Consider the following 22212-nt stretch of genomic DNA (forward strand, 5'->3'; position numbering starts at 1 on the left):
CCGACTGTATAGGCGCTCACTCCGACAAGCGGAGCGATTTCATAACGCTTCAGCCCTTTTTCGAACAGCAAAACTGCTTGCTTTCGACGGTCATACAATTCTTTAGAATTGATTTTTCTTGCATCTCGAAGTTCCATACTGATAGTATAGCACGTTTGAAGAGATTCTACAAGTATTTTTGTTTCTTATCTATAATATTTTACGCCTGTCCACCCTCCTCCTGCTGAACCAGAAAGAAGTCTGTCATGTGCAGGAATAAAATAGTTTTGTTTGCAGTAAAAAAACAGTTGACACTTTCTTCAGGTTAATAAATTGATGGTCCATAAGAGTAAGATAGCATGGGAAATTCTGATTGCAAATCAGAGTCTCTGCGTCATAAATCAAACTGATTGGCGCAGGATGTTGGCTTCAGGGATGAGAGAGAGCCACGGTGTCGGAACTGTTCCCGGGAATGAAAAAAACACGGCCAGAAAAGTGATTTCTCGTCGAATCCGGATCGTCAGCAGTTTTCCGGATGGATCATCCCCATACGGCAAAGCAGGCAGGGTCAAGTCGCATTTGTCATCTGTAACCGCTCAGAACAAATGTGTGCGAAATTTCGGATACGACCTTTACATAATTGACTGGCTGTGTTCAAGTCAACCCAGTCAACAGCTTTCCCGGACATGCAGCTTCAGCGGACAGTTGATTTTGCGGAACGGCAGATCCTTTTCCAGCTGCTCGACAAAAAGTTGGAATGCGGTTTTGCCGTTTTCCATATTGTTGATTTCGATCGTGGTGATTGCAGGCAACGCCTGTGATGCGATCGGAGCATCATTCACCCCGATCACCGCAACATCTCCCGGAACATTCACCCCGGCCCGCGTCAGATGACGGATCACTTTCCAGGCAAGGTCGTCGGTGAAACAATCGAGCACATCGCACCGCCGGGCCAGAAGCTCCACCCCATCGAGATGTTCCGGGTAATGGTAGCACTCAAATCGATCTTCAGGCCTGAGTTCAAGTCCGTAAGTCGGGCCGATTTCCAGCAATCTGTCCGATCGATAATCCGCCGTCGGCATATTGAGCACCCGACCAACCCGGATAAGATCCCGCGAGGCCAGATAGTGCGCGGTCATGCGGGCGATCTCATCCTCATTGTGAAACAAACATGAGAACCCATCACGATATGCCTCTTTCACATTGCGTCCGTAATAAAAGATGGGAATCCCCGCTGCTGCGAATGTATCCAGAAGCGGCTCAAGCCGTTGAAACTCACGCATGAAGATGATTCCACCCAGCCTCGGATAAATCAGTCGCAGATCCGGAAGTTGCGCGATGAGTTCCTCCCTGCCGATGATCTCGGGCTGATACGCCAGATTCCCGCTGTTCGCCGCTTCGAGCGCCCCGAGAAAAAATTCCGCAAATTCCGTGCGGATAACCAGACTGCTGTTATCGTCCGCCGGGGGGACCAGCAGAATCGGGCTGCGGTTGCGGCGGGGCGCGACGAAAGTTCCCGCCCCCTGTTTCCGGTAGATGACGCCATCCCGGATGAGCTCATCCAGCGCCCGAAGAACCGTCATCGGGGTGACGCCGAATTCACGCGCAAGCTCGTTCTGGGATGGAAGCAGCGTGTGTTTGGGAAGTTTCCCGGATTCAATCCGGATACGCAGCATTTTGCTGATCTGCCGGTAACGCGGTTCGGCGGGTGATTTCATGGGCAACTGACCTTTTTCCTGCTACTATACACGGCTTTCCCTCTTTTGCAAATCCCGGGCGGGGAAAAAGGAAAACGAGTGTTGAGATTTTACGGTCTGGTGCCGGCTTCCGCCTCAGGAAGTCGCACGTAGGTCGTTTCCAGCATGAACTTCTCCCCCGCTTTCGCCGGGAACTGGACGAAAAATGCCTTGTCGTGCCAGACCGTGACCGGCTCTTTGAGGTGCTCCACTCCGTTGATTTTCACGGACGTGTAGCGGATGTTCACGGGAATTCGTTTTCCTCCGGTCCGGTAATCCGGGCCGAGCAGTTTTACGAGCACTCCCGAATCAGCCGAAACTTCAAACGAGCAGTTCCCCTTTTCCTCCACGCCCTCCGCAGCGGGGAACATCATGAGGTTGCCGTTACCGCCCTTGAGCCACTGCGGCTGCTGCAGAATCGCGACGTTGCCCGGTTCTGTGACGGTCACCTTTCCGGCGTGGGAAAAGAGGTCGATGCGTGCGAATTCGTTCCCTTTGGTCCGGGTCGCGGGGGAGGGGGGCGCCGGGCGGTTCGGCCGCGCCGGCTCCGCTTTGACGACAGGAAACTCCGGATGCAGCGGAGCCTGGACCAGCTCTTTCCCGTCCTGATGAATCGTGATCGTTCCTCCGATCATGCCGTCCCGCCGGAACAGCACCCGGCAGGCGAGACCCTCCCGCGTCGTGAACGAGACACCGTCGAACTCCCCGTCGCGGATGGTTTCGACCGGGACCATCTCCTCCGCGTCGGCGTCCGCAGCCTGAAGAACCGTGAGAAAACGGGTTTTCCGGGCAGGGGCTGACGGTGCGATCTCCAGCCGATACCGGCCGAGCCAGGTCGGCGAACTCTGCACCCACTGCGGCGTGCCGGGCGGATTGGTCGGCCAGTTCCGGCCGTTGCTTTTGAACTCGCTGTCCCGGCCGCCGATGACCTGAATGCTGCCGTTTTCCGGAAGCAGGCTCTTCAGAAAGAGCGCTCCATTTCCGACGCTTCCGCGCCAGATGCCCCGTCGGTACTCCGGCTCATTCTGCAGGTGCAGCAGGAAGAATTTTCCCTGTTCGGGCTGCGCCGAGGTGACCCGGTCGTAAATCACGAAATAGTCGGGACGGATGTAGACGAACTGGCGGACCGCTTCGCTGCATTTCTCCGCTCCATATGCGTTTGTGGCGTCTCCTCCGGTTGCCGCATGCCACGCGCTGCGGGTCATCCCGAAACTTCTGGTCACACACATCCGGGTCTGGCCGCCGTCGTTCCACACCTCTTCCGTGATGCGCGGAGCGTTGGCCGGGTACCAGCTCTGCCCGAGCGGCTCGCGTTCAAGTCCGCGAATCAGCAGTGTGTTATGCGCGATCGTCTGCGGATAGTAAACCAGTTTGTGCGGCATCTGACAGCGGGTTCCGGAGTCGAGCGCCTGAAATCCGCGTTTGTAGATGATGAAACTCAGTTCGTCGTAGTGCTGATGGGTCATGAATTTCGCCCCCGCTTTGATCGAGGCATAGGTGTCGTTCGGCGTGACCCCCGAGCGCATGTTTGTGAGTCCGAAACTGGGGAAATGTTCCGCCAGAACCGGATTCCCGGCCGTTTCCGTCGGCAGCGGCTCCGGTGCCGGCTGCGTGAGCAGATAGGGAATAAACGGATAGCGGGTGATGTTCAATCCGCGCAATGGTTCCGGAAGCCGCCCGATCAGTTGCCGGATCTGTTTCTCCTGTTCCGGATAGAAGTGGAGCGCCTGCGCGAGATGCGTATACATCATCCAGCAGGGCAGGATGTTTTCGCGATGGTCGCCGTCCCCCCACCCGAAATCGCGGAATCCGTCCGGAATGGTCGGATCAGGGATCGCCATCCAGTCGAAGTAGTTCGTGAAGTGGTCCATATGATTCCAGATTCCCGTGGCGTCGATTCCCGCGGCGCTGCGCAGCGAATGCAGAAACAGAAAACTCGCCCATGGATAGAACCCGAAACTGTATGCCGTGCAGATGGAGGTCAGTACGCCGCTGCCCTCGGCGGTCAGATCGCGGTGATCCATCATCTTCGCGTAAAGTTCGTAGCCGAGTTTCGCCATCCGCTCGGCCCGTTCGTCGTCGACGCCTTCGCCCCGTGCCGCCACGCCGACAAACCAGAAGAGACCCGCATTGCAGTAGTTGCCGGTGTCGGCATTGAGCATGAAGTATTTCATCTTTTTGCGTTCGAGCTCCTCGACCGTCCGCAGCATCGTACCGAATACCGCCGCGCGTTCCTCCGCCGGAATCTCGTCATAGAGCCAGTCCACCGTCAACAACGCATTGAGCCGTGTGTTGTTGTACCATTCCGGCAGCATCTGCTGCTGCTCCGAAAAACGCATGAACTCCACTGCCACTCCCAGAAAGCGGCGCGCCTTTTCCAGATATTTCTGTTCCCCCGTCGCCAGATAGACGATTGCACACTCGAGCGCCTCGCTGCCGCCGGCTGAGCGGACCGCGTAGATTGCGCTGTCCTGGTCGGCTTTTTCGCCTTTGAAGAAGAGTTTCCCGTTTTCATCGATTCCCCCTTTGGCGGGATCGATCCCGAATTGAGGAGCCTCGGGATAGGCATCGACTTTCTTCTTCAGCGCCTCGAAATAGGTGCGGGCGGAACCGGCGGCGCGTTCGCGTATCTGAGAACGTGTCTCCGGCGTCAGAAAGAGACGGGGATGGTCGTCACGCAATTTCGCTTTGATCTCATCGTAAGTCGGTGCCGGTGCCGCTGACGCGACAATGCTCAATCCAAGTGCGCACAGCAGCAGAAGTACAGTTCTCATCATAATTTCAATCCCGGGGTTTGGTGTAGTAGTCGAATACGGTTTGCGTGCCGATGATGGCATCCGGCGCAATCATTCCGAAGTTTTCAACGTGCCCGTCGAAAAACGTCACGTTGCAGCGATTTCCGTTCCCGTGTCTCCCCCACGCCACCGCATAGCTTCCGTTGTTGTTCCAGTGACTCTGGCTCTGCAATGTTTCGTAATAACCCTCCTGAAATGCGAACTTGATCGACGGTTTGCTCACGTGGCTCAGTTTCAGAAAACGCTGGATCGGCGTCGCACTGTATCCCTGGCCGGTGAACCACCAGCGGGAATATCCTCCCATCGATCCCTGCACCCAGCCCGGTTCTCCCCAGAGGTGAAACGCGGTATTGGCCTGCGCGATCGGCGTCAGACCGACTTCCGATTCGTTGGCCGGACAGAGCGGAATCGCCGCATAAGTTTTCCCATCCTGACGCGAGACCCGCGAGAAAATCCCCGTCGCGTACACATTCAGCAGCTGCCACCAGCGTGAATTCGAGTCGTAAAGATTGGCCGGCGTGATAAACTCCGCATTGTCATGTGAATACATGAGTTCGCAATTCCCCAGCGTTTTCATGGTATTGACACACGACGTTCCCTGCGCTCTCGTACGAGCCTTGTTCAGCGCCGGCAGAAGCATGCTTGCCAGAATCGCGATGATCGCAATCACCACGAGGAGCTCTATGAGCGTAAATGCCGCCTTTCTCGTTACCAGGTCGTGGGCGGCAGGGGGCGTGTCCGCCGCCCCCCGCACCCCCTGCGTCCGGCAAGGTGCTTCGTCGGTGAGCGTTGCGTGGTCGTGGGCGGCAGGGGGCGTGTCCGCCGCCCCCCGCACCCCCTGCGTCCGGCAAGGTGCCGGTGCCGCGTACGGGTCGGAGCCGGACTCGGCTGCGGTCGGCCGGTGCGGGGAGAAAGAGCCGCAAAAACACGAAGCAATCTTCCCGCTTTTCTGCGGAAAGATTGCTTTGCGTTTTTGCTCCACTTCGCCGCTTGCCGAGCGGAGACTCTGTTGCGCGGCGATGATCGACCGATTGGTTGTTTGATGGTTGGTTGGTACGGGGAGAGACGCGCTCTTGCGAGCCGCTTTCTCTCCCCCGAACCCCTCTCTTGTAATGCCGGGCGCGGAACTCTGTTGCGGGGCGATGCCTGGCCGAGAGTGGAGCTGATGGTTGAGTTCTCCCCCGAACCCCTCTCTTGTGGTGCCGGGCGCTGGAATGCGTTGCGGGGCTTGGAAATGGATTCGGATGGCTGGCACGGCAACGTTCGATCGACACAACGGATCTCTCATGGTTCCCTCCGATTGATTTAGGCGCTCCGCTGAAGTTCGCCACTTATATAGATAAGTTCTGATTCCAATGTAATACGGAATTCGTCTATGTCAAGGAGATCGCCGATTTTTTTTGAGTTTTTTTGTTTGTTACCGTGTTTTACTGAGGCGGAAGTTGCGATGCAACTCTTTGTCTCTGTAAGGGTCCGGCGCATCCGGAATGAGCTCCTCATCGGTGTAGCCGGAAGTTATGGCGATTACCTGAACGGCATCATCGCCGGTCGTTTGAAATTCGATCCTCCACGTACGGAATGCGAGCAGATGATGATCGGGGTCCGGAAGATCGGTGAGCCGCTGGCGTCTGGCATCAGGTCGGCGCGTCCCCAGCTGAACCCGGGCGGTGTTTTCAAGGTCGGGGCCGCCGTGGGCGCGGATCCAGGCCGCGTCTGCTGCCGCCTCCGGCGAGAATGCGACGGGACGGCAGGTCTGATCGTTCTCGTCCCGCCAGCCCGCCCGCGCGTTCGGGAATGCGTCCGCCGCCGGGATATACGGTTTGATGTCGAGAATCGGCGTCCCGTCAAGAAGATCGAAGTTGCGGATGAAAAGTTTTCTCCCCTCGATCCGGTCGAGCTCCACCGCCGATATCCCGAGCGGATTCGGTCGATGCGGCGAACGAGTCGCAAAGACGCCCCGCTTGTGAACGCTGCCGTCCGGCGGCCGGACTTTGGGTTTCCAACCTCCGCCGTTTCGGTCGAAAAGGAAGATCAGCCAGATCCGTTCAAAGCCGCCGAGGTCTTCGAGCGCCTGCTCATATCCGTGCCCGGGCAGAAGTTCGATGACGCCGGAATTCCGGGCAAAAACCGCCTGGCGGGGCGCCTCCTGCGGATAATTGCCACCTCCGGATTTCACAAAGCCGATCGGTTCAAGCTTCTGAAGTGACATCGCTTCACGACTCCTGACGGAGTGTGGACGTAATCGCGAGGATCTGCGGCAGAAGCTGCTTCTTACGCGAGAGAACACCGGGCAGCGAGAAGAGCTCCGGCCCTACCGGTTCATAGGGCAGATTGCGGATGATGTCGTCATTGCCGATGGCGAGCAGTTCGGAGGTCTCACGCACTGCATCGGTCACGAGCAATCCGAAGAAATCGAGTTTTTCCTCTTTGATCCGGCGACGGATCTCCGCCGCAAGTTCGTCGCGCCTCCTGTGAAGCAGTTCGAGATTGGTCTCCTCAACCTGCGAGAGCGCAAATCGGATCTCGCCGTCCGTATAAGTTTTACAGTCTCCGCCTACGACTTCGGCAGCCGGTTTGACCGCAAGCGGAGAGTCGATCTGCATGAGCTCGGTCATAAGCTCCTCCCCGGAAACTCCCGAGAGTTTTTCAAGCCATTCGCACATGCGCCGGTCGAGCGGCGCCGTGGTCGGGGACTTCAGCAGCAGCGTGTCGGAGACGATTCCCCCCAGGAGGATACCGGCCAATTCCGGCGTGAGACTCTCGCCGCTGCTGCGGTACATCATTGCGATCAAGGTACAGCTGCTGCCGACGACATCGGCTGTAAACCGGATCGGTGTGACCGTCGGCATCATCCCGATCCGGTGGTGATCGACGACCTCAATGATCGGAATCTCCTCGATTCCCGGAAGACTCTGCTCCGGTTCGTTGTGATCAACGAGAATCATCCGGTAGGGCGGCGGCTCCGAGAGCTGCTTCTTGAGCACAACCCCCGCAAAACTTCCGGCTGCGTCAAGTACGGGGACGATATCGGCGGCGGAAGCGAGAATGCGGCTTTTCTGATCGCGCAGCCGGGCGTCCGGTGAGAGCGTGAGCTCTCCCTGCGGGAATTTCGTGAATTCGACCGGCGTACTGAACTTCAGCCGCCGGATGACAGTCGCCGAATCGAGCCCGGTTTGCAGAATCGAAACGCGGTGGGTGGGGGCTTCTTTCAGAATCAGCGGGTCAACGGGACGATTGCCGGTCACGATCAACAGTCGCAGTTCGCGATGAAGAGCCCGCAGATGAATTTCCGGACGGTCGCCGACGATGAGCGCAAGATCGCGGTTGTCGGCCGGGATGTGTTCTTCAAATCCCTCAATTCCCATCGCCGCGACATAGACGTCGAAATCCTGTTCCTCCGCGGTGTCGACACCGGTCAGGAGTTCGGCTTCAAGCACGCCGCGGATCAGGTCGATCGAACTGTGGATGCGTCGTCCCGCCAGATCGCTGCCGTCGGAACTGCCGATGTTGAGCAGCTGGGAAAGCAGCGCGAGCGAACTGAGCATCCCGAGAAATTTTCCGTCCGGCCCGACCACCGGCAGCCGCAGCATGCCGGATTCGCGCAGCAGATTGACCGCGTCGAAGAGCGTGGTTCCCGCTTTGATGACGGTACTCGGCTCGAGAATGTCACGGATTTTCAGATGGATGTCATTGCGGCTGACGGGCGGCTTGAGCCCGAATCGGCGGAAGAGGTAAGCCGCCCGGTCCGGCAGGATGCCGGGGCAGAGCGCCGTCACCGGTACGCGGTTCTGGCGGCGGCGCAGTTCCGCAAGCGCAAATGCTCCGGCGATGCTGTCGATGTCCGGATTCCGGTGTCCGGAGACAAAAATGTGTTTCGGTTCTTCGTTGGATTTCATCTTCATTCTCCTGTGGTTCTAATATACGATTCCCCCGATCGGAATGCAAATGAGAAAATTGTAAGTTCACGGCTTGATTTTTATTTCATATGAGTTTACTTTTAAGAAACATCATGAAAAAAAAGGATGATTCCGATGAAACTGAAATTTCTGGGAACGGCGGCGGCGGAGGCGATTCCGGCACTGTGGTGTGAGTGTGAAGTTTGCCGGAAGGCGAAAATCCGCGGCGGAAAAGAGATCCGGCGTCGGTGCAGTTATCTGCTGGATGACGATACGTTGATCGATTTCGGACCGGATGCCTACTGGCAGAGCATCGAATTCGGTATCGATCTGCCGTCGATCGATCGAATCGTGTTCACACATTCGCACGAAGATCATCTGAATCCGGTGGACCTCTTTTGGCGGAACTCCCCCTGTTTTTCGCGGGTGACGAAACCGCTTACCGTGATCGGCAGCCGGCGGATTTTCGGAACGATCATGGTGCACGCGGGGGCGGCGGGCGTCAGTGATTTCGCCACGCTGCATCTCCGGCCGGTTCCGGCACTTCCCGGCGAACGGATGCGGGACGGAGATCTGGAACTTCTGCCGTTGCGGGCGAACCATGATCCGCATTCCGATCCGTTGATCTATGTTTTTACGCGCGGGGGGAAAAGCGTTCTCGTGGCGAACGACACCGGGTGGCTCTCGGAGGAGTCGTGGAAACTTCTGGACGGGGTGAAACTCGATGCCGCCGTGATCGAATGCACCGGTGCGATCCAGGGGGCGCAGTGGCGTGACGGGCACATGGGTGCGGAGACGAGCGTCGCATTCCGGAAACGGCTTGTCGAGAGCGGTTCTCTTGCGCCGGATGCACCGGTGGCGGTGAATCATTTTTCGCACAACGGCGGCGCGAACCACGATGACCTCGTGAAATATTTTGCCCCGCACGGAATTGAGGTTGCCTGGGACGGATTCACTCTTGAGGTTTGAGTTTTTCCCGGAGGAGTTCGATCCCGTCGAAACTGCGCGGTCCGAGGCGGTAGAGCAGATCGGCGTCGATATCGGTGAGTATTCTCTGATTTCGGACGGCCGGGAGTGAGGACCAGCCCGGACTCTGTTCGAGGGTTCGGACCTGGGTTGACGGCAGGCCGGGGGCGAGGATCACCTCCGGCTGCCAGAGTTGAATCTGTTCAAACGAGCAGCGAAAATAATTCCGGTCGACTTCTGCGGCGCAGTTGCGTCCACCGGCGAGTTCGATCATTCGGGTGAGGAAGCTCTGCTTCCCGGCGGTGACGACGGGAGAGACGCCGATGATGACAAGGACGCGCGGTCGTTTGTCCGGGGGAGTGGAGCGATTGGCCTGTTCCCAGCGGATGATACGGGCGCATCCGGCGGTGATTTCGCGGTGGGCTTCCGATTCTTTTCCCAGGAGTTTTCCCAATCGCTCGAGAGTGGAGAAATACTCTTCAAAGGTTCTGGCGGGGAAGAGTTCGCAGTGGATGTTGAGTTCCCGGAGTCGTTCTGCGGCGGCGGGATCGCGCAGAGTTTCGGAGACGACCAGGGTCGGGCGTGCGGCGAGCAGCGGTTCGAGCGAGGGGACACCGAACCGTCCGACGACCGGAATTTGTTTTACGTCCGGGGGATAGTCACAAGACTCCGAGCGTCCGACGAGCTGCTTCTCCGCGCCGAGCCGGACGATGGTTTCCGTGAGATTCGGGCTGAGAGAAGCCACCCTCTCTTCCGCTGCGGAAAAGAGCGCCGCAGCCATAACGACAATCCAGAGCAACCGTTTCATGATCCGCCTCCCTCAGACAATATAACGGTTTTCAGGGAAAAAGTCAACCACGATGAAATGTTGCCACCAAGATGATTGTTTGAAAATTTTTTCAGTTGCAATATAGCCGAATCTGGCTTATATTAAAATATCGAATTGAGTTTTTATGAATGGATTGCTCGGATGAATATACGGAGATTTTACTATAACACAGATCGGTTCGCTGAACGTTGTTGGACCAAAATTGTTTCGTATGCACATGCCAACAGCACATTTCTATTGTTTGCGCTGGGAGTGATTCTTTGCTCGTATTCTTACGAACTGTTCAATCAGACGTTGTCGATTGATGATGAGATTTTGATCTGGTCTGCTGGGCCCGATCAAGAGTGGATTCGGCAGGGGCGCTGGGGGATGTATTTGATCTATTGCATCTTCACCAATCCAGGAATTCCTTTTAGCGGTTTATTTTTAACGTTAATTTTAAACACGCTTGCATTTTTGGTAATCTTCAGTGCGTTGAAACAGAATTCTTCATGCCGTTTTTTGCTGTTTCCGCTTTTTATAACAGCCCCGATCATGTATTTCGTTTACACATTTAATTCCTTGATGCCTGGAGTCGGAATAGGAATTTTCTGTGCGGCCCTTGCTGTAAGGTTAGCTCAGGCAGCAAATTCACGGTGGTATCTGATTTTCCCTGCTATGTGTTTAGGGGCTTTTGCTGTTGGGTGTTATCAGGCCATCTTAAATGTTTTAATGCTCTTAGTCTGCTTTTTTTTAATTGATGACTTAATTTTTAAGCAGATGAGTTTGGGGGAATTTGCAAAGAAAATATTACTCGCTTTTTTGCTCGGTGTCGGGGTTCTTGTTCTTTATTATGGCGGTGATCAACTTGCGATGGCCTTTGTAGAAAATTCAACGCGGCTATATCTCAGCCAATTTTCTGTTTCAAACAATATACCCAGTTTGTTTGAACGATTCTTTTATTTTATATGGGCTGTGTACAAAGGGGCCCCTGGAGTTTACGGGGTTAATCTTTTTTCTCAATGTGTTTTATTCGTTGGATGCATAGGGATTATCGTTTGGCGCATTTTGTTTCTGCAAATCTCGTGGTGGAGAAAAGGGATCGTCTTTGTATTAACGGGATTAGTGATTTTTATCCCGTTCTGTCTATGTCTGATCTTAAATTTCTGGGAGACAAGAGGTTTATTCAGCCTGATTTGGGTGATCCCTTTCCTTTTTCTTCTTGCATGGAATTTCTCCTCATATGTTTTGCGTTTTCTTTTAGCAGGTATTGCAATTGCATGTATATTCCAAAATCTTTTTGTGAATAATAAGTTGGCATATTCAAATGAACTTAATTTTGAACGCGATAAGACATTGGCTGTTCGAGTTTTGTCTCGAATTGATCATTTGCCAGTCAAGTCAAACATCCCTCACGATATTCCGTTGATGATTCTAGGGGAGCCTTCTGTTCAGAGCTTTCCTCAAGCGACTCCCTTTGTGAATGTAGGAATGATTGGAAGATCGTTTTTCAATCACAAGGGGGGAGCTGTTCATCGAATTGAAAAATTGTTTTCTTTCCTCGGTAATAATTGGTTTCGTCCGGCGAGCGTTGCAGAAAAAAATCGGGTCATTAAACAGGCTGTTTCGTTACCATATTTTCCTGCATCCGATTCAATTACCGTAATCGATGGAGTTGTTGTAGTGGCGTTTTCTCCCCCGACTTTAGATCAACTTGTCGGGACGAATTTTACGACGAACATTATTTCTCAAAGGCCAAATACCGTCAAGGAGTATTATGGAACTGTGGAAAACTGTAATTTGATTTATCAGTTAACCACAGAAAATGCTGATTTTTCCCATGCGCATTTATCATTAGAGAAAGGTAATACGGATACAATTCGTTTGCGTATCGCCGGTGATGATCCCCGGTTTGTGTTATCGAAGATTCCGGTTGACGCAGCCAAAGAATATTTGATGGAATTCGTTTTTGACTCTGATCATGATGATGAACTTCACATGTTTTTCAAGGAGTCTGAAAAAGATCCCTATTCCGGAACTCATCTGATTAAGCTGAAAATGAATCAGGGAGAAAATCGATTTGTTTTGCGCGTGCCCGGAAGAATATTGTGTTTCCCGGTCCGGCTTGATCCCGGATATGGAAAAGCAAAACATGTTATTATTAAAAGAATTGCGGTTCTGGAGCAGAAGCACGAGAGATGAAAGGCTCAATAATGTTGGATACAGCAACTGATAAAAAAGACAGAACGCTTTCCGTGATTTTGCTCTCGTATTACAGCAAAGAGCGGATTCGGAAAGCGTATTTGACGCTGAAAGAGCTTTTTGCACGGGAGAAAATTCCGTTTGAATTCATCGTGATGGACGATGGATCGAAAGACGACTCCTACCGGATGGCGCTGGAGCTGGAAAAGGAGTTCCCGAATGTCCGCGCTTACCAGCTGAGCCGGAATTATACGAGCCACTATTCGATCTTCGCCGGATTGTCACAGGCGGCAGGAAGTTGTGCAATCTCTATTGCGGATGATGAACAGTTGCCATATGACAATGTTGTTGCAATGTATCGTATTTGGGAACAAGGCGAGAAGATTGTAATTCCGCATCGAGTCAGCCGTGATGATTCCTGGCGCAGTCGGATCTTCTCGGAATGTTTCTATCGGATCATGAATACTCTTTCGGACGTTCAGTATCCCCCCGGGGGAGCGGACCAGTTCCTGATAGATCGGGAAGTCATTGACATTATAAATTCCCGCATCCATCCGATCAATACAACTTCCATCTCTGAAGTTCTGCGGCTTGGTTTCTCTCCTTATTTCTACGGATATGACCGACCGGTTGGGCTGAACAAGAATAAGTCCCGATGGTCTTTTCGCAAAAAACTGCGATTGGCGAAAGATACCTTTTTCTCCTCTTCCTCTTTCCCGATTCTGCTGATCAACCGTATCGGATTTCTCTCCGCTTCCCTCGCGGGAGTATTGATCGTTTTTTATCTGTACATCGCTCTTTTCGGGAATCACAAGTTCTGGGGAATCGATGTTCCCGGGTGGATTTCGATCATCCTTTTCATCATGCTGTTCGGTGGGATGATCATGCTTTCGCTAGGCGTGATTGCTGAATATATCTGGCGAATTTACGAAGAAGTTAAGGCGCGTCCAGGTTATATCATTCGGAAAAAGGAATGATGTCTGATGAAAATCTTGATTTTGAAATTCATCGGCTTTTGCGGTGTCGGCGGCGCTATGACTTTGTTATCCATGTTGATGATTGCGCTGATGAACGAAGTATTTCATTGGAATCCGCTTTTTTCTTACATTTTTACTTATGTAGCGACTTTGGTTCTCTCCTACTATTTGAATTCCAAATTAGTATTTCACTCTTCACTGTCCTGGAAAAATATGGGAGGTTATTTCGGGACTTATTTAAGTGGCATGATATTGGGAACATTGCTGCTGAGGTGGCTTTGTGTCTGGTTCCCTGCGTGCAATCATACCTTATTGAGTTATGCGATTATTCCTGTGACGACGGTTTGGAATTTTATTTTTGTCCATCTGTTTTTAAGAAACCGCCAGATCAAGAAAGTGCCCATCCCTGAAGAAAGTCCCGATGAACCATATTGAGTTTTCTCATGGAGCAATGTTATATTGAAAGCTCAAATATTTTCGAATCGCGATAATATCCATCTCATCCAGGAGCAGTAAAATGATAGAATTGGAACGGTATACTCCGGCAGCGAAAGCCGATTGGGATCGTGCGGTAATACAAAGTCGGAATGGTGATTTTCTGTTTATGAGAGATTACATGGATTACCATCAGGCGCGCTTCCGGGATTATTCTTTTTTAATTCGCCGCAATGGGCGCATGGAAGGAGTTCTGCCCGGAAATGTCGATGGAAAGGTCTGGTATTCACATCAGGGACTTAGTTTTGGTGGTATCCTGATTTCTCCAAAGGTTCATTCAGCAGATGTACTTGAGCTGTTTGAATGTCTTGAGAAAGCATTATGTGCCGACGGAATTGAAAAAGTTGTTTACAAACCAATTCCCTGGATTTACCCGGGAATGCCGGCACAGGAAGATCTATATGCGCTGTTTCTGCGCTCTTCCCGGTTGAAAGAGCGCAGACTCTCTTCCACCATTGATTACTCTAATAGACTGGCATTCAGTGAATCGCGCAAGGGCGGAGTAAGAAAGGCAAAGAGGTGTGATATTCAGATTGTGGAATCAAATGAATATCTCCCGGCGTTCTGGGAGGTTCTTGAGGAAAATTTGCGGCAGAAATATCAGTCGGTCCCGGTGCATTCCCTGGATGAAATCAGTTTGCTGGCAGAACGTTTCCCGGAAAATATACGGCTTTTTACGGCCCATGAGGGAGAGGAAGTTGTGGGTGGCTGTCTTTTTTATCTTTTCCGGAATGTGGTACACTGCCAGTACATTTCTGCAAGCGTGAAAGGGAAAGCTGATGGAGCGCTGGATCTGCTTTTTCAACAGGCGGTAGAACGCTATCAACGTTTTCGCTTTTTTGATTTCGGGACTTCCACTGAAAACGGTGGACGGGTTTTGAATGAAGCTCTGATTTTCCAAAAGGAGGGATTTGGAGGGCGTGGAATCGCTTACGATGTTTACGAATTTGATATTGCGGTTCCTGAAAAATTGATTTTTTCAGATTTTACGGAAGATTTTCTTGCTCTGTCATCAACATGGTTGAGAGATCCGGAAATCGCCCGATTGACTGCCACTCCGTCGTTTTCTGCGGAAGAACAGCAGACCTGGTTCAAATCTCTGGCTGCTCGGAACGATTACCGAATCTGGGGAATTCATTGCGGGTCACGTAAAATTGGTGCGTGCGGACTCAAGAATATCTCTGGTAAATCTGCGGAATATTGGGGATATATCGGAGAAAAAGAGTATTGGGGCAGAGGATTGGGGAAACGGCTGGTGTCATATTGTATTGAACAAGCCGGAAAGTTGGGGCTGTCGTCTTTGTATCTGAAAGTTATTCCTGAAAATACCAGAGCCCGGAGACTGTATCTCGCTTCAGGATTTCAAGAATCAGGGCAGGAAGCCAATATGTTGATTATGACGCTTTCTTTATAACATCAGGTGAAAAATGATGACTCAGAATATCCGAATCGGGAAGAACTGTCAGATCAGTTCTGATTGTCACATGGAAACGGGGGTTTGCATTGGTGATGAGTGCAAAATTTCTGAACAGGTTTCCATTGGAGCAAACTCAGTGATTGCAGATGGAGTGCAAATCGGAAAAGGCGCTCGGATTCTTCCATGTTCTTACGTTGCGTCCAATGTCCCGCCTTTTGCCATTGTCGGATGTGGGGATGCTCAGATACTTGGTTATGCAGACGCAGAAATGGTCGACTCTGCTCAACAGGTAAAGCCTGGGAGTGGCTGTGGGAAAACCGGGGCTCGGTTTTATGATATTCCCTATTTCAGTGATTTGCGCGGCGCCTTGGGCGTAATCGAATGGGAGCGTCTTCTTCCTTTTGATGTTAAGCGAATTTTTTTTACATTCCATGTTCCGGGTTCCGAGGTGCGCGGCGAACATGCGCACAAGGTTTGCGAGCAGTTTCTGATCGCTCTTCACGGTTCGTTGCATGTGATTGTCGACGATGGGACGAAACGTGAGGAGTACGTCCTTGATACGCCGACGCGCGGTTTGCATCTTCCCGCGGGCTGCTGGGGTATCCAGTACAAGCATTCGCCGGATTGCGTGCTGCTGGTTCTGGCGTCACGCGGATATGAGCCCGAAGATTATATCCGCGATTACAACGAGTTTCTAAAGTACAAGCGGGAGGGAAAATGATTCAGTTTCTCGATATGAAAGCTCCGTATCTGGAGCTGAAAGATGAGTTGGATGAGGCTTATTTCCGGTTCATGAATTCGGGCTGGTATGTGCTCGGGCCGGAAACCGAGGCGTTTGAAAAGGCGTTTGCCGAATATTGCGGTACGAAATTCTGTGTCGGCGTCTCCAACGGACTTGACGCGCTCTGTCTCGGACTCGAGGCCGGCGGCGTGAAGAAAGGTGATGATGTTATCGTTCCGGCCAACACCTACATCGCCACCTGGCTCGCGATTTCTCAGGTCGGGGCGACGCCGGTTCCGGTCGAACCCGCGCCCGGCACTTTCAACATCGATCCCGCCCGGATTGAGGAGGCAATCACACCGCGCACAACTGCGATCGCGGCCGTGCATCTCTTCGGGGTTTCCGCCGACATGGCTCCGATCATGGAAATCGCGAAGAAGCACAATCTGTTCGTGCTCGAGGACAATGCGCAGTCCCAGGGCGCCATTTACCGCGGGAAGCGTACCGGCGCACTCGGTCATGCGGGGGCTTTGAGTTTCTACCCCGGCAAGAATATCGGCGCATTCGGCGAGGCGGGAGCCGTCACCACCGATGACCCGGAGATCGCCGACAAAGTGCGCATGCTCCGCAACTACGGGTCGAAAGTGAAGTATCACAACGAGGTGAAAGGCTACAACCGGCGAATCGACTCCATGCAGGCCGCGTTTCTTGCCGTGAAACTCAAGTATCTTGACGAGTGGAACGAGCGGCGCCGGAAAATCGCGGCCCGTTACCTGGAGAAACTGAGCGGAATTCCGGAACTTGAGCTCCCTCACGCCGCGCTGGAGGCGAGTGTCTGGCATCAGTTCATCGTCCGATGCGATCAGCGGGACGAGCTGCAGAAATTTCTTGCGGATCATGAGATCCAGACGATGATTCACTATCCGATTCCGCCGCATCTCTCGAAAGCCTATGCGGATATGAATTTCAAGCGTGGAGACTTCCCGCTCTCGGAGCGGATGGCGGACACGGTTTTGAGTCTGCCGATCGGGCCGCACCTGAAGCCGGAGGAGGCCGACTGCGTGGCCGCGGCGATCCGCGAGTTTTTTCTCGGGAAAACGCTCCGTTGAGAGGCGTTCCCGATTCGCCCTGCGGTTCAGAGGGCGAGACGCCTGATGGAAGTCTCGTGCAACGGTGAGGGGAGGGGATTGGGGAGTTCGGTCTGCAATCGCTCCGAAAACCATGTGACAAGCCATCGGACGCAGTTCCGAAAAAAACGGCCGGGCGCTGTTTTGTCGCGGCCCGGCCGGAATCGGAAGTGGTTACTTCTTGTGCGGTTTCACTGTGGCGATGCGCGCGTTGATGTTGATGTTGGAACTTTCCAGCCCCGGCGTCTGCCCATTCAGGTCGAATTCGATATCCACCTCCGGCCGGAAGATCAGACAGTGCGTCGATCCTCCGAAATGGAACATGCCGGTCTCCTGGCCTTTCTTAATGTGCTGCCCCTCATAGACGGTGATTTCGCAGGTGGAGACCTCCGCCATCCCGATGGCGACGAAGCACATGAGGCCGATGTCCGGATTGTCCGCCTCAATGTAGATGACCGCGCGCGTGGCGATTTCAGAGATGTACCCCTGCGAATCGTTCGGTGCGAGCGGATCATAACCGACGCTGCGGGTTTCCGAGTAATAGGTGCCGGGAATGACACAGGTTTTGACCACGCGCCCTGAGACCGGCGCATGCCAGCGGTGGTAGGTCAGAGCGCTCAGAAACGCCTGATAAACCGTTCCGCCGACAAACCGCCTGGCCCACGGATCGTCGTTGAGCATGAATCTCAGCGCGTAAGGCTGTGCTTTGATCCAGAAACGGTCGAGAAGCTGGACATTGCGGGCGATGGCGAACGGTGCTGATTCGCACGCATTGACGATCACTGCGTCATCGTCCGGTTCGGCGACGGGGCGGATTCCCTCCCGGAATTCGCGCACGAAGAAATCATCCCACGAACGGAAGCCGTAATGAGGCTTGGAGGGGTCGCAGACAAACTCTTCCGCAAAGTTCGGCAGCATTTTTTGCGCGTCCTCTCCGAACCAGCCGTTTTTCGGGTCGTCGTTCAGAACGTAAGTGCTTTCCGGAGAACGCAGGAAAGTCCCCCAGGCGTCGAGGATTGCCTTGATGTGGACGTTGACCTTATCGTCGATGAATCCGGCCCAGCCGCCGGAAGTCGCCATCGACCAGTTCAGGATCGCATTGAACGGAAAACCCACAAAGCCCGTTTCGTCGAAACTCGGCGCATGCGTCAGAATGACGTTGAAGAGACGCAGCATGTGCTGGTAGTCGCGCACCTGCGGCAGATCCGGCAGCGCCTTGCTCTTGTCCGCCGGAACTTCATCGAACATCTGGTTGAAGAACATGTAGGCTTTGGCATCGTTTTCGATGAAGTTCTTGAGGTTTTCCACGACCGGGAGCAGTGGTCCGGTGTCTTTCTCCGCCTTGGCCATGATTTTCTTCATCCAGGCCACGAGAGTTTCCCGGTCGCGCGGCATCCATTTCCCGGCGGCAAACGTCTTGTTGATGGGTTTGACTGCGCTGCTCATGATACAACTCCTCCCTTGTTTTTCGGGCGGCACAAACCACAGGAACATGCCGAACTGCAGCCGCGCCGTCCAGGTTTCCTTCTGCGAATCCGAGAGTTCGGATTCTTTCCTCTCCTTCTTCTTAAACGGACTATAGCACCGGGAAATGAAAATACAAGATCGGATTGAAAAAAAATGCATCCGGGTGTATATTTATCAACTGATTTGATCGATTGCACAACTGAAACAGAAACATTGGACTTCAGCTGGGATATTGAGCGTTCCCCGGGTGGGACGATGAAACGGAGAAATTTGGAATTTATGAAAAAATATTACCCGTTTCTGGTGGTGTTCTGCCTGGTGCTGCTCTATCTCGCGGCGATCTGGCTGCGTCCGCCGTTTCACCCGGGGGAGACGCGCGAACTTGAGATCGCGCGCGAAATCGCTTCCGGCAATGATTGGATTCCGCGCCTGAACGGATTCCCCTGCCATGAAACGCCGCTTCTCGGAGTTCTGGTCAACGGCTTGTTCATGAAATGGTTCGGCGAGACGCCCGGGGCGGCCCGTCTGCCGGGGGCGCTGGTGACGCTCGCTTCGGCCGGACTGCTCTACTGGCTCTGCCGCCGTTCCGGAGAGGAACGGGGCGGTCGGGTCGCCGCGGTGATTTTTCTGCTCTCCGGGCTGGTGTTCCTGGGGGGAACATGGGGGATGGCCGGTGCGCTGTTCCGTTTTTCCTTTCTGCTGACGATGACGATGTTCTTTTTCGCCTGCCGGGAGAAGTTGCTCCTGAGGCGGTTCGGTCTGCTCACTTTTGCCGGGTTCGGCATGGGGATGGCGATTCTCTCCGGAGGATTTCCCGGGGTTGTTCTTCCTTTGGCGACACTGGTGCTGTTCCTCCTCTGGCAGAACGAGTGGAAACGGATCTTCACACTGCCGTGGATTCCGTTGATTTGGGCTTTCGTGATTGCCGGACCGACCGGGGTTGCGGCTTCTCTCCAGAATTCCGGGGAGCCGCTGGGGTTTCTGCTGATGAATGCCCCCGTTGCAGAGGCGTCATTCTGGCTGGCGCTGCCGATCGTGATCGCCGGTGCGCTGCCGTGGATTCTGTTCCTGCCGGGGGTGATCGCCGGATACCGGGGACATTGCGGGGAGGCGTTCCGCACGCCGCTGCTGCGGTACGCAGTCTGCATGGGGGGAGCGGGGGGCGTTCTGCTTGCTTTCTCCGTGACGGGGTGGAGCTCGGCTCCGGTGCTGCTGCCGTGCTTCCCCGCGTTCGCGATTCTGTTCGCATGGGGGCTGGTGCGCTATGCGCAGAGCGGAAAACTTTTCCGGGAAACCGACCGGGTGCTGCGGCTGATTCTCTTCTGCGGGATTCCTGCACTTGTCGTCTTGTTTGCGATTCAGGTATTCAACCGCTGGCTGCCGGGGCGGGTTCCGGCGGAACTGCTGCTCTACCGTTCGGGGGAGAATTTCTATTTTCCGGTTTTCGCCGCGATGGTGTTCCTGATCTGGGTCGGAATGGCGCTGGGAACGCGGGAGGCGTGGGCGAAGTTCGCCTGTTTCTGCGTTGCGGTCGGGTTTATTTTCCTCGCCCATCCGGCTCTGCTGCCGCCGCATCTGATTGTCGACAGGACGCCGGTGGATTTCATCGTTCGCGAGTCGCGGAGAGCTTTGACGCCGGAGACGCTGGTTCTGGCGGACAGCGGTATGGCTTCCGCCACAGCCTGGGCATTGCGGAGGGCCGACATCGGCATTTACGGGAACCCGGGCGAGTTTGCCGCCGGGATGGAGTCGGCGGGCCCGGGGCGGTTCTATTCGCAGGACCGGCTTGCCGCCATCATCCAAAGCGGTGTACAGCCGGTTCTCATCGTCACGGACTCGGAGAAACTCGTGCGGGAAATGCCCGCCGCACTTGAGAAGTCTTATCGCCGTCGCGGCGGATTGTTCATCGTCCATTACCGGAAACAGGGAGAAGCAAATCTGTGAAATATTATGCTCTGGTCGCGTTGTTTTTTGTTGTCGCCTATCTGATTCCGCTCGGAGGGCGTCCGCTGGTGTCGCCGGATGAATTCCGTTACGCGGAGATCCCGCGTGAAATGATCGATTCCGGGGACTATGTGCTGCCGCATCTGATGAACATGCGCTATTTTGAGAAACCGGTGATGGGGTATTGGCTGACTGCGGCGAGTTTCGAGGTATTCGGGCAGAACGCTTTCGCGTTACGGTTGCCGTCCGCGCTCGGGGCGGGACTGGCGGCGCTGCTCATCGCACTGCTGATCCGGCAGACGTTGCGGGATGACAAGACCGCGGCACTCGGCGCGCTGCTGTTTCTCACTTGCGGACTCGTCTACGGAATCGGCACGTTTGCGGTGCTGGACAGCCAGTTGACCGGGTTGGTGACCGGAGTTTCCTGCGCAGCGTTTCTGGCGGCGATGGAGCCGAAATTCACCCGCCGCAAGGTGGCGCTTCTGGTGATCTGCGGAGCGTTTGCCGCGTTTGCATTCATGACAAAAGGGTTTCTCGCATTTGTCGTGCCGGGGCTGGCGATGTTCGGCTTTCTGCTGTGGGAGAGGCGCTGGAAAGAGTTCCTCATTCTGCCGTGGATCCCGCTTGTGACTGCGCTGATTCTGATCGCGCCGTGGGCGCTCGCCGTGCATCGGGCGGACGGGGATTACTGGAGATATTTCGTTGTGGTGGAACACCTTCAGCGTTTCTTGTCCGACAGCGGCGAGCAGCATCCGGAACCGTTCTGGTTTCTGATTCCGTTTCTGGTCGGGGGAGCGTTTCCGGCGGCGTTTCTGCTTTCCGCCGCGATTCCGGGAATCCGGGCGGAGCGCAAGACTTTTTTCCGGCAGCCGCTCTACCGGTTCGCGCTTTGCGCGGTGGTGCTGCCGTTCGTATTTTTTTCGATTTCCAGCGGAAAACTTGCGACGTACATTCTGCCGTGTTTCCCGTTTCTGGCGGTGCTTGGTGCCGGTGGGGTTGCGGCCTATTTTCGGACAGGCGGTCCCTATCGCGCGTTCCATCTGGTGATGTCGATCTGGGGAGCGCTGCTGGCGATCGCCGGAATCGGTGTCCTGGTGATTGCGGTCGGAAACCTGATTCCGCAGTTTTCATCAGTCCGGATCATCGTCGGACTGCTCGGAATCTGCGGCGCAATTTCCGGCGGACTGCTGCTGTTCAGTTGGAAATATATCTGGCGGACCCGGTTTTATCTGTTTTTTGCGGGGATCGGGCTGGTTCTCATGATCGGCGGCTGGGCGATCACCCCGGAACTGCTCGACAGCAAGACCCCGGAATCCGCGCTCAGGGAGCTGCCCGGAAAGCTCAATTATGATCCGTCACAGGCTGTTCTGCTCACGCATCCGAGCATGATTCATGCGATCGGGTGGGTCTATCACCGGCCCGATGCACGGCTGTACAGCTCCGAAGGGGAGTTCTGGTATGGCATCGACCGCGCGATTGAAGCTGGAGAAACCCCGATCCGGATGGATCGCGAGGAGTTGGTCGAGTTGCTGAATCGATCGGATCGACCGGATGTAGTCATGATCTATCGCGGGGAAAAGGATCGGCAATTCCCCGTCGAGCTGGAGTATCGTTCCGCAGTGGTTAACGATGTTCGTGCATTTGTATTCCCGCCTGCTCCGGCGGAGTGAGAATTGATAGAA

Annotated in this window: 16 protein-coding genes; 9 read left to right on the forward strand and 7 right to left on the reverse strand. The window is 54.3% G+C overall.

Annotation, left to right across the window (positions count from 1 at the left end; all coding sequences use genetic code 11):
• Window positions 1–647 precede the first annotated feature (647 nt).
• The 5 genes from Q0J85_RS09440 to Q0J85_RS09460 form a co-directional block, all read right to left on the reverse strand.
• Complete coding sequence (locus Q0J85_RS09440; protein WP_294480773.1) at window positions 648–1697, reverse strand: substrate-binding domain-containing protein; 1050 nt, start codon at window positions 1695–1697, stop codon at window positions 648–650.
• A gap of 89 nt (window positions 1698–1786) precedes the next feature.
• The gene (locus Q0J85_RS09445) at window positions 1787–4492 is read right to left on the reverse strand and encodes a heparinase II/III family protein (protein ID WP_294480775.1); all 2706 of its coding nucleotides are present in this window, start codon (window positions 4490–4492) and stop codon (window positions 1787–1789) included.
• A 4-nt stretch (window positions 4493–4496) separates the two neighbouring features.
• Window positions 4497–5798 (reverse strand): prepilin-type N-terminal cleavage/methylation domain-containing protein, encoded by a 1302-nt coding sequence (locus Q0J85_RS09450; protein WP_294480779.1) that lies wholly within the window; start codon window positions 5796–5798, stop codon window positions 4497–4499.
• Between the two features lie 129 nt (window positions 5799–5927).
• Complete coding sequence (gene tsaA, locus Q0J85_RS09455) at window positions 5928–6719, reverse strand: tRNA (N6-threonylcarbamoyladenosine(37)-N6)-methyltransferase TrmO (protein ID WP_294480780.1); 792 nt, start codon at window positions 6717–6719, stop codon at window positions 5928–5930.
• A gap of 4 nt (window positions 6720–6723) precedes the next feature.
• Window positions 6724–8406 (reverse strand): putative manganese-dependent inorganic diphosphatase, encoded by a 1683-nt coding sequence (locus Q0J85_RS09460; protein WP_294480782.1) that lies wholly within the window; start codon window positions 8404–8406, stop codon window positions 6724–6726.
• A gap of 135 nt (window positions 8407–8541) precedes the next feature.
• Here Q0J85_RS09460 and Q0J85_RS09465 point away from each other — a divergent pair, with 135 nt between their 5' ends.
• On the forward strand, window positions 8542–9375 hold the full coding sequence (locus Q0J85_RS09465; protein ID WP_294480784.1) for an MBL fold metallo-hydrolase: 834 nt from the start codon (window positions 8542–8544) through the stop codon (window positions 9373–9375).
• On the opposite strand, the gene Q0J85_RS09470 is transcribed toward Q0J85_RS09465, so the two are convergent.
• Window positions 9359–10180: an ABC transporter substrate-binding protein gene (locus Q0J85_RS09470; RefSeq protein WP_294480786.1), complete on the reverse strand. Its 822-nt coding sequence runs from the start codon at window positions 10178–10180 to the stop codon at window positions 9359–9361. The genes Q0J85_RS09465 and Q0J85_RS09470 overlap by 17 nt on opposite strands.
• A 162-nt stretch (window positions 10181–10342) precedes the next feature.
• Between Q0J85_RS09470 and Q0J85_RS09475 the strand changes: the two genes are divergently transcribed.
• From Q0J85_RS09475 to Q0J85_RS09500, 6 genes are all read left to right on the forward strand, one after another.
• Complete coding sequence (locus Q0J85_RS09475; protein WP_294480788.1) at window positions 10343–12382, forward strand: glucosyltransferase domain-containing protein; 2040 nt, start codon at window positions 10343–10345, stop codon at window positions 12380–12382.
• The gene (locus tag Q0J85_RS09480; protein WP_294480790.1) at window positions 12379–13359 is read left to right on the forward strand and encodes a glycosyltransferase; all 981 of its coding nucleotides are present in this window, start codon (window positions 12379–12381) and stop codon (window positions 13357–13359) included. Before Q0J85_RS09475 ends, Q0J85_RS09480 begins: the two co-directional genes overlap by 4 nt.
• A 6-nt stretch (window positions 13360–13365) precedes the next feature.
• Window positions 13366–13794 carry a GtrA family protein gene (locus Q0J85_RS09485; RefSeq protein ID WP_294480791.1) on the forward strand — a complete coding sequence of 143 codons (429 nt, stop codon included), beginning with the start codon at window positions 13366–13368 and terminating at the stop codon, window positions 13792–13794.
• A gap of 82 nt (window positions 13795–13876) precedes the next feature.
• Entirely contained in the window at window positions 13877–15268 is a 1392-nt protein-coding gene (locus tag Q0J85_RS09490) for a GNAT family N-acetyltransferase (RefSeq protein ID WP_294480793.1), read from the forward strand.
• Between the two features lie 13 nt (window positions 15269–15281).
• On the forward strand, window positions 15282–15992 hold the full coding sequence (locus Q0J85_RS09495; protein ID WP_294480795.1) for a WxcM-like domain-containing protein: 711 nt from the start codon (window positions 15282–15284) through the stop codon (window positions 15990–15992).
• The gene (locus tag Q0J85_RS09500; RefSeq protein ID WP_294480799.1) at window positions 15989–17101 is read left to right on the forward strand and encodes a DegT/DnrJ/EryC1/StrS aminotransferase family protein; all 1113 of its coding nucleotides are present in this window, start codon (window positions 15989–15991) and stop codon (window positions 17099–17101) included. Before Q0J85_RS09495 ends, Q0J85_RS09500 begins: the two co-directional genes overlap by 4 nt.
• A 192-nt stretch (window positions 17102–17293) precedes the next feature.
• Here Q0J85_RS09500 and Q0J85_RS09505 read toward each other — a convergent pair whose 3' ends face one another.
• Complete coding sequence (locus Q0J85_RS09505) at window positions 17294–18565, reverse strand: phosphatidylserine decarboxylase family protein (protein WP_294480803.1); 1272 nt, start codon at window positions 18563–18565, stop codon at window positions 17294–17296.
• A 300-nt stretch (window positions 18566–18865) separates the two neighbouring features.
• Here Q0J85_RS09505 and Q0J85_RS09510 point away from each other — a divergent pair, with 300 nt between their 5' ends.
• Both Q0J85_RS09510 and Q0J85_RS09515 read left to right on the forward strand, forming a co-directional pair.
• Entirely contained in the window at window positions 18866–20530 is a 1665-nt protein-coding gene (locus Q0J85_RS09510) for a glycosyltransferase family 39 protein (protein WP_294480805.1), read from the forward strand.
• Window positions 20527–22200, forward strand: coding sequence for a phospholipid carrier-dependent glycosyltransferase (locus Q0J85_RS09515; protein WP_294480808.1), 1674 nt, complete (start codon window positions 20527–20529; stop codon window positions 22198–22200). Before Q0J85_RS09510 ends, Q0J85_RS09515 begins: the two co-directional genes overlap by 4 nt.
• Window positions 22201–22212 lie beyond the last annotated feature (12 nt).

This window comes from uncultured Victivallis sp., from assembly GCA_944389935.1.
In the GTDB taxonomy this organism is placed as follows: Bacteria; Verrucomicrobiota; Lentisphaeria; order Victivallales; family Victivallaceae; genus Victivallis.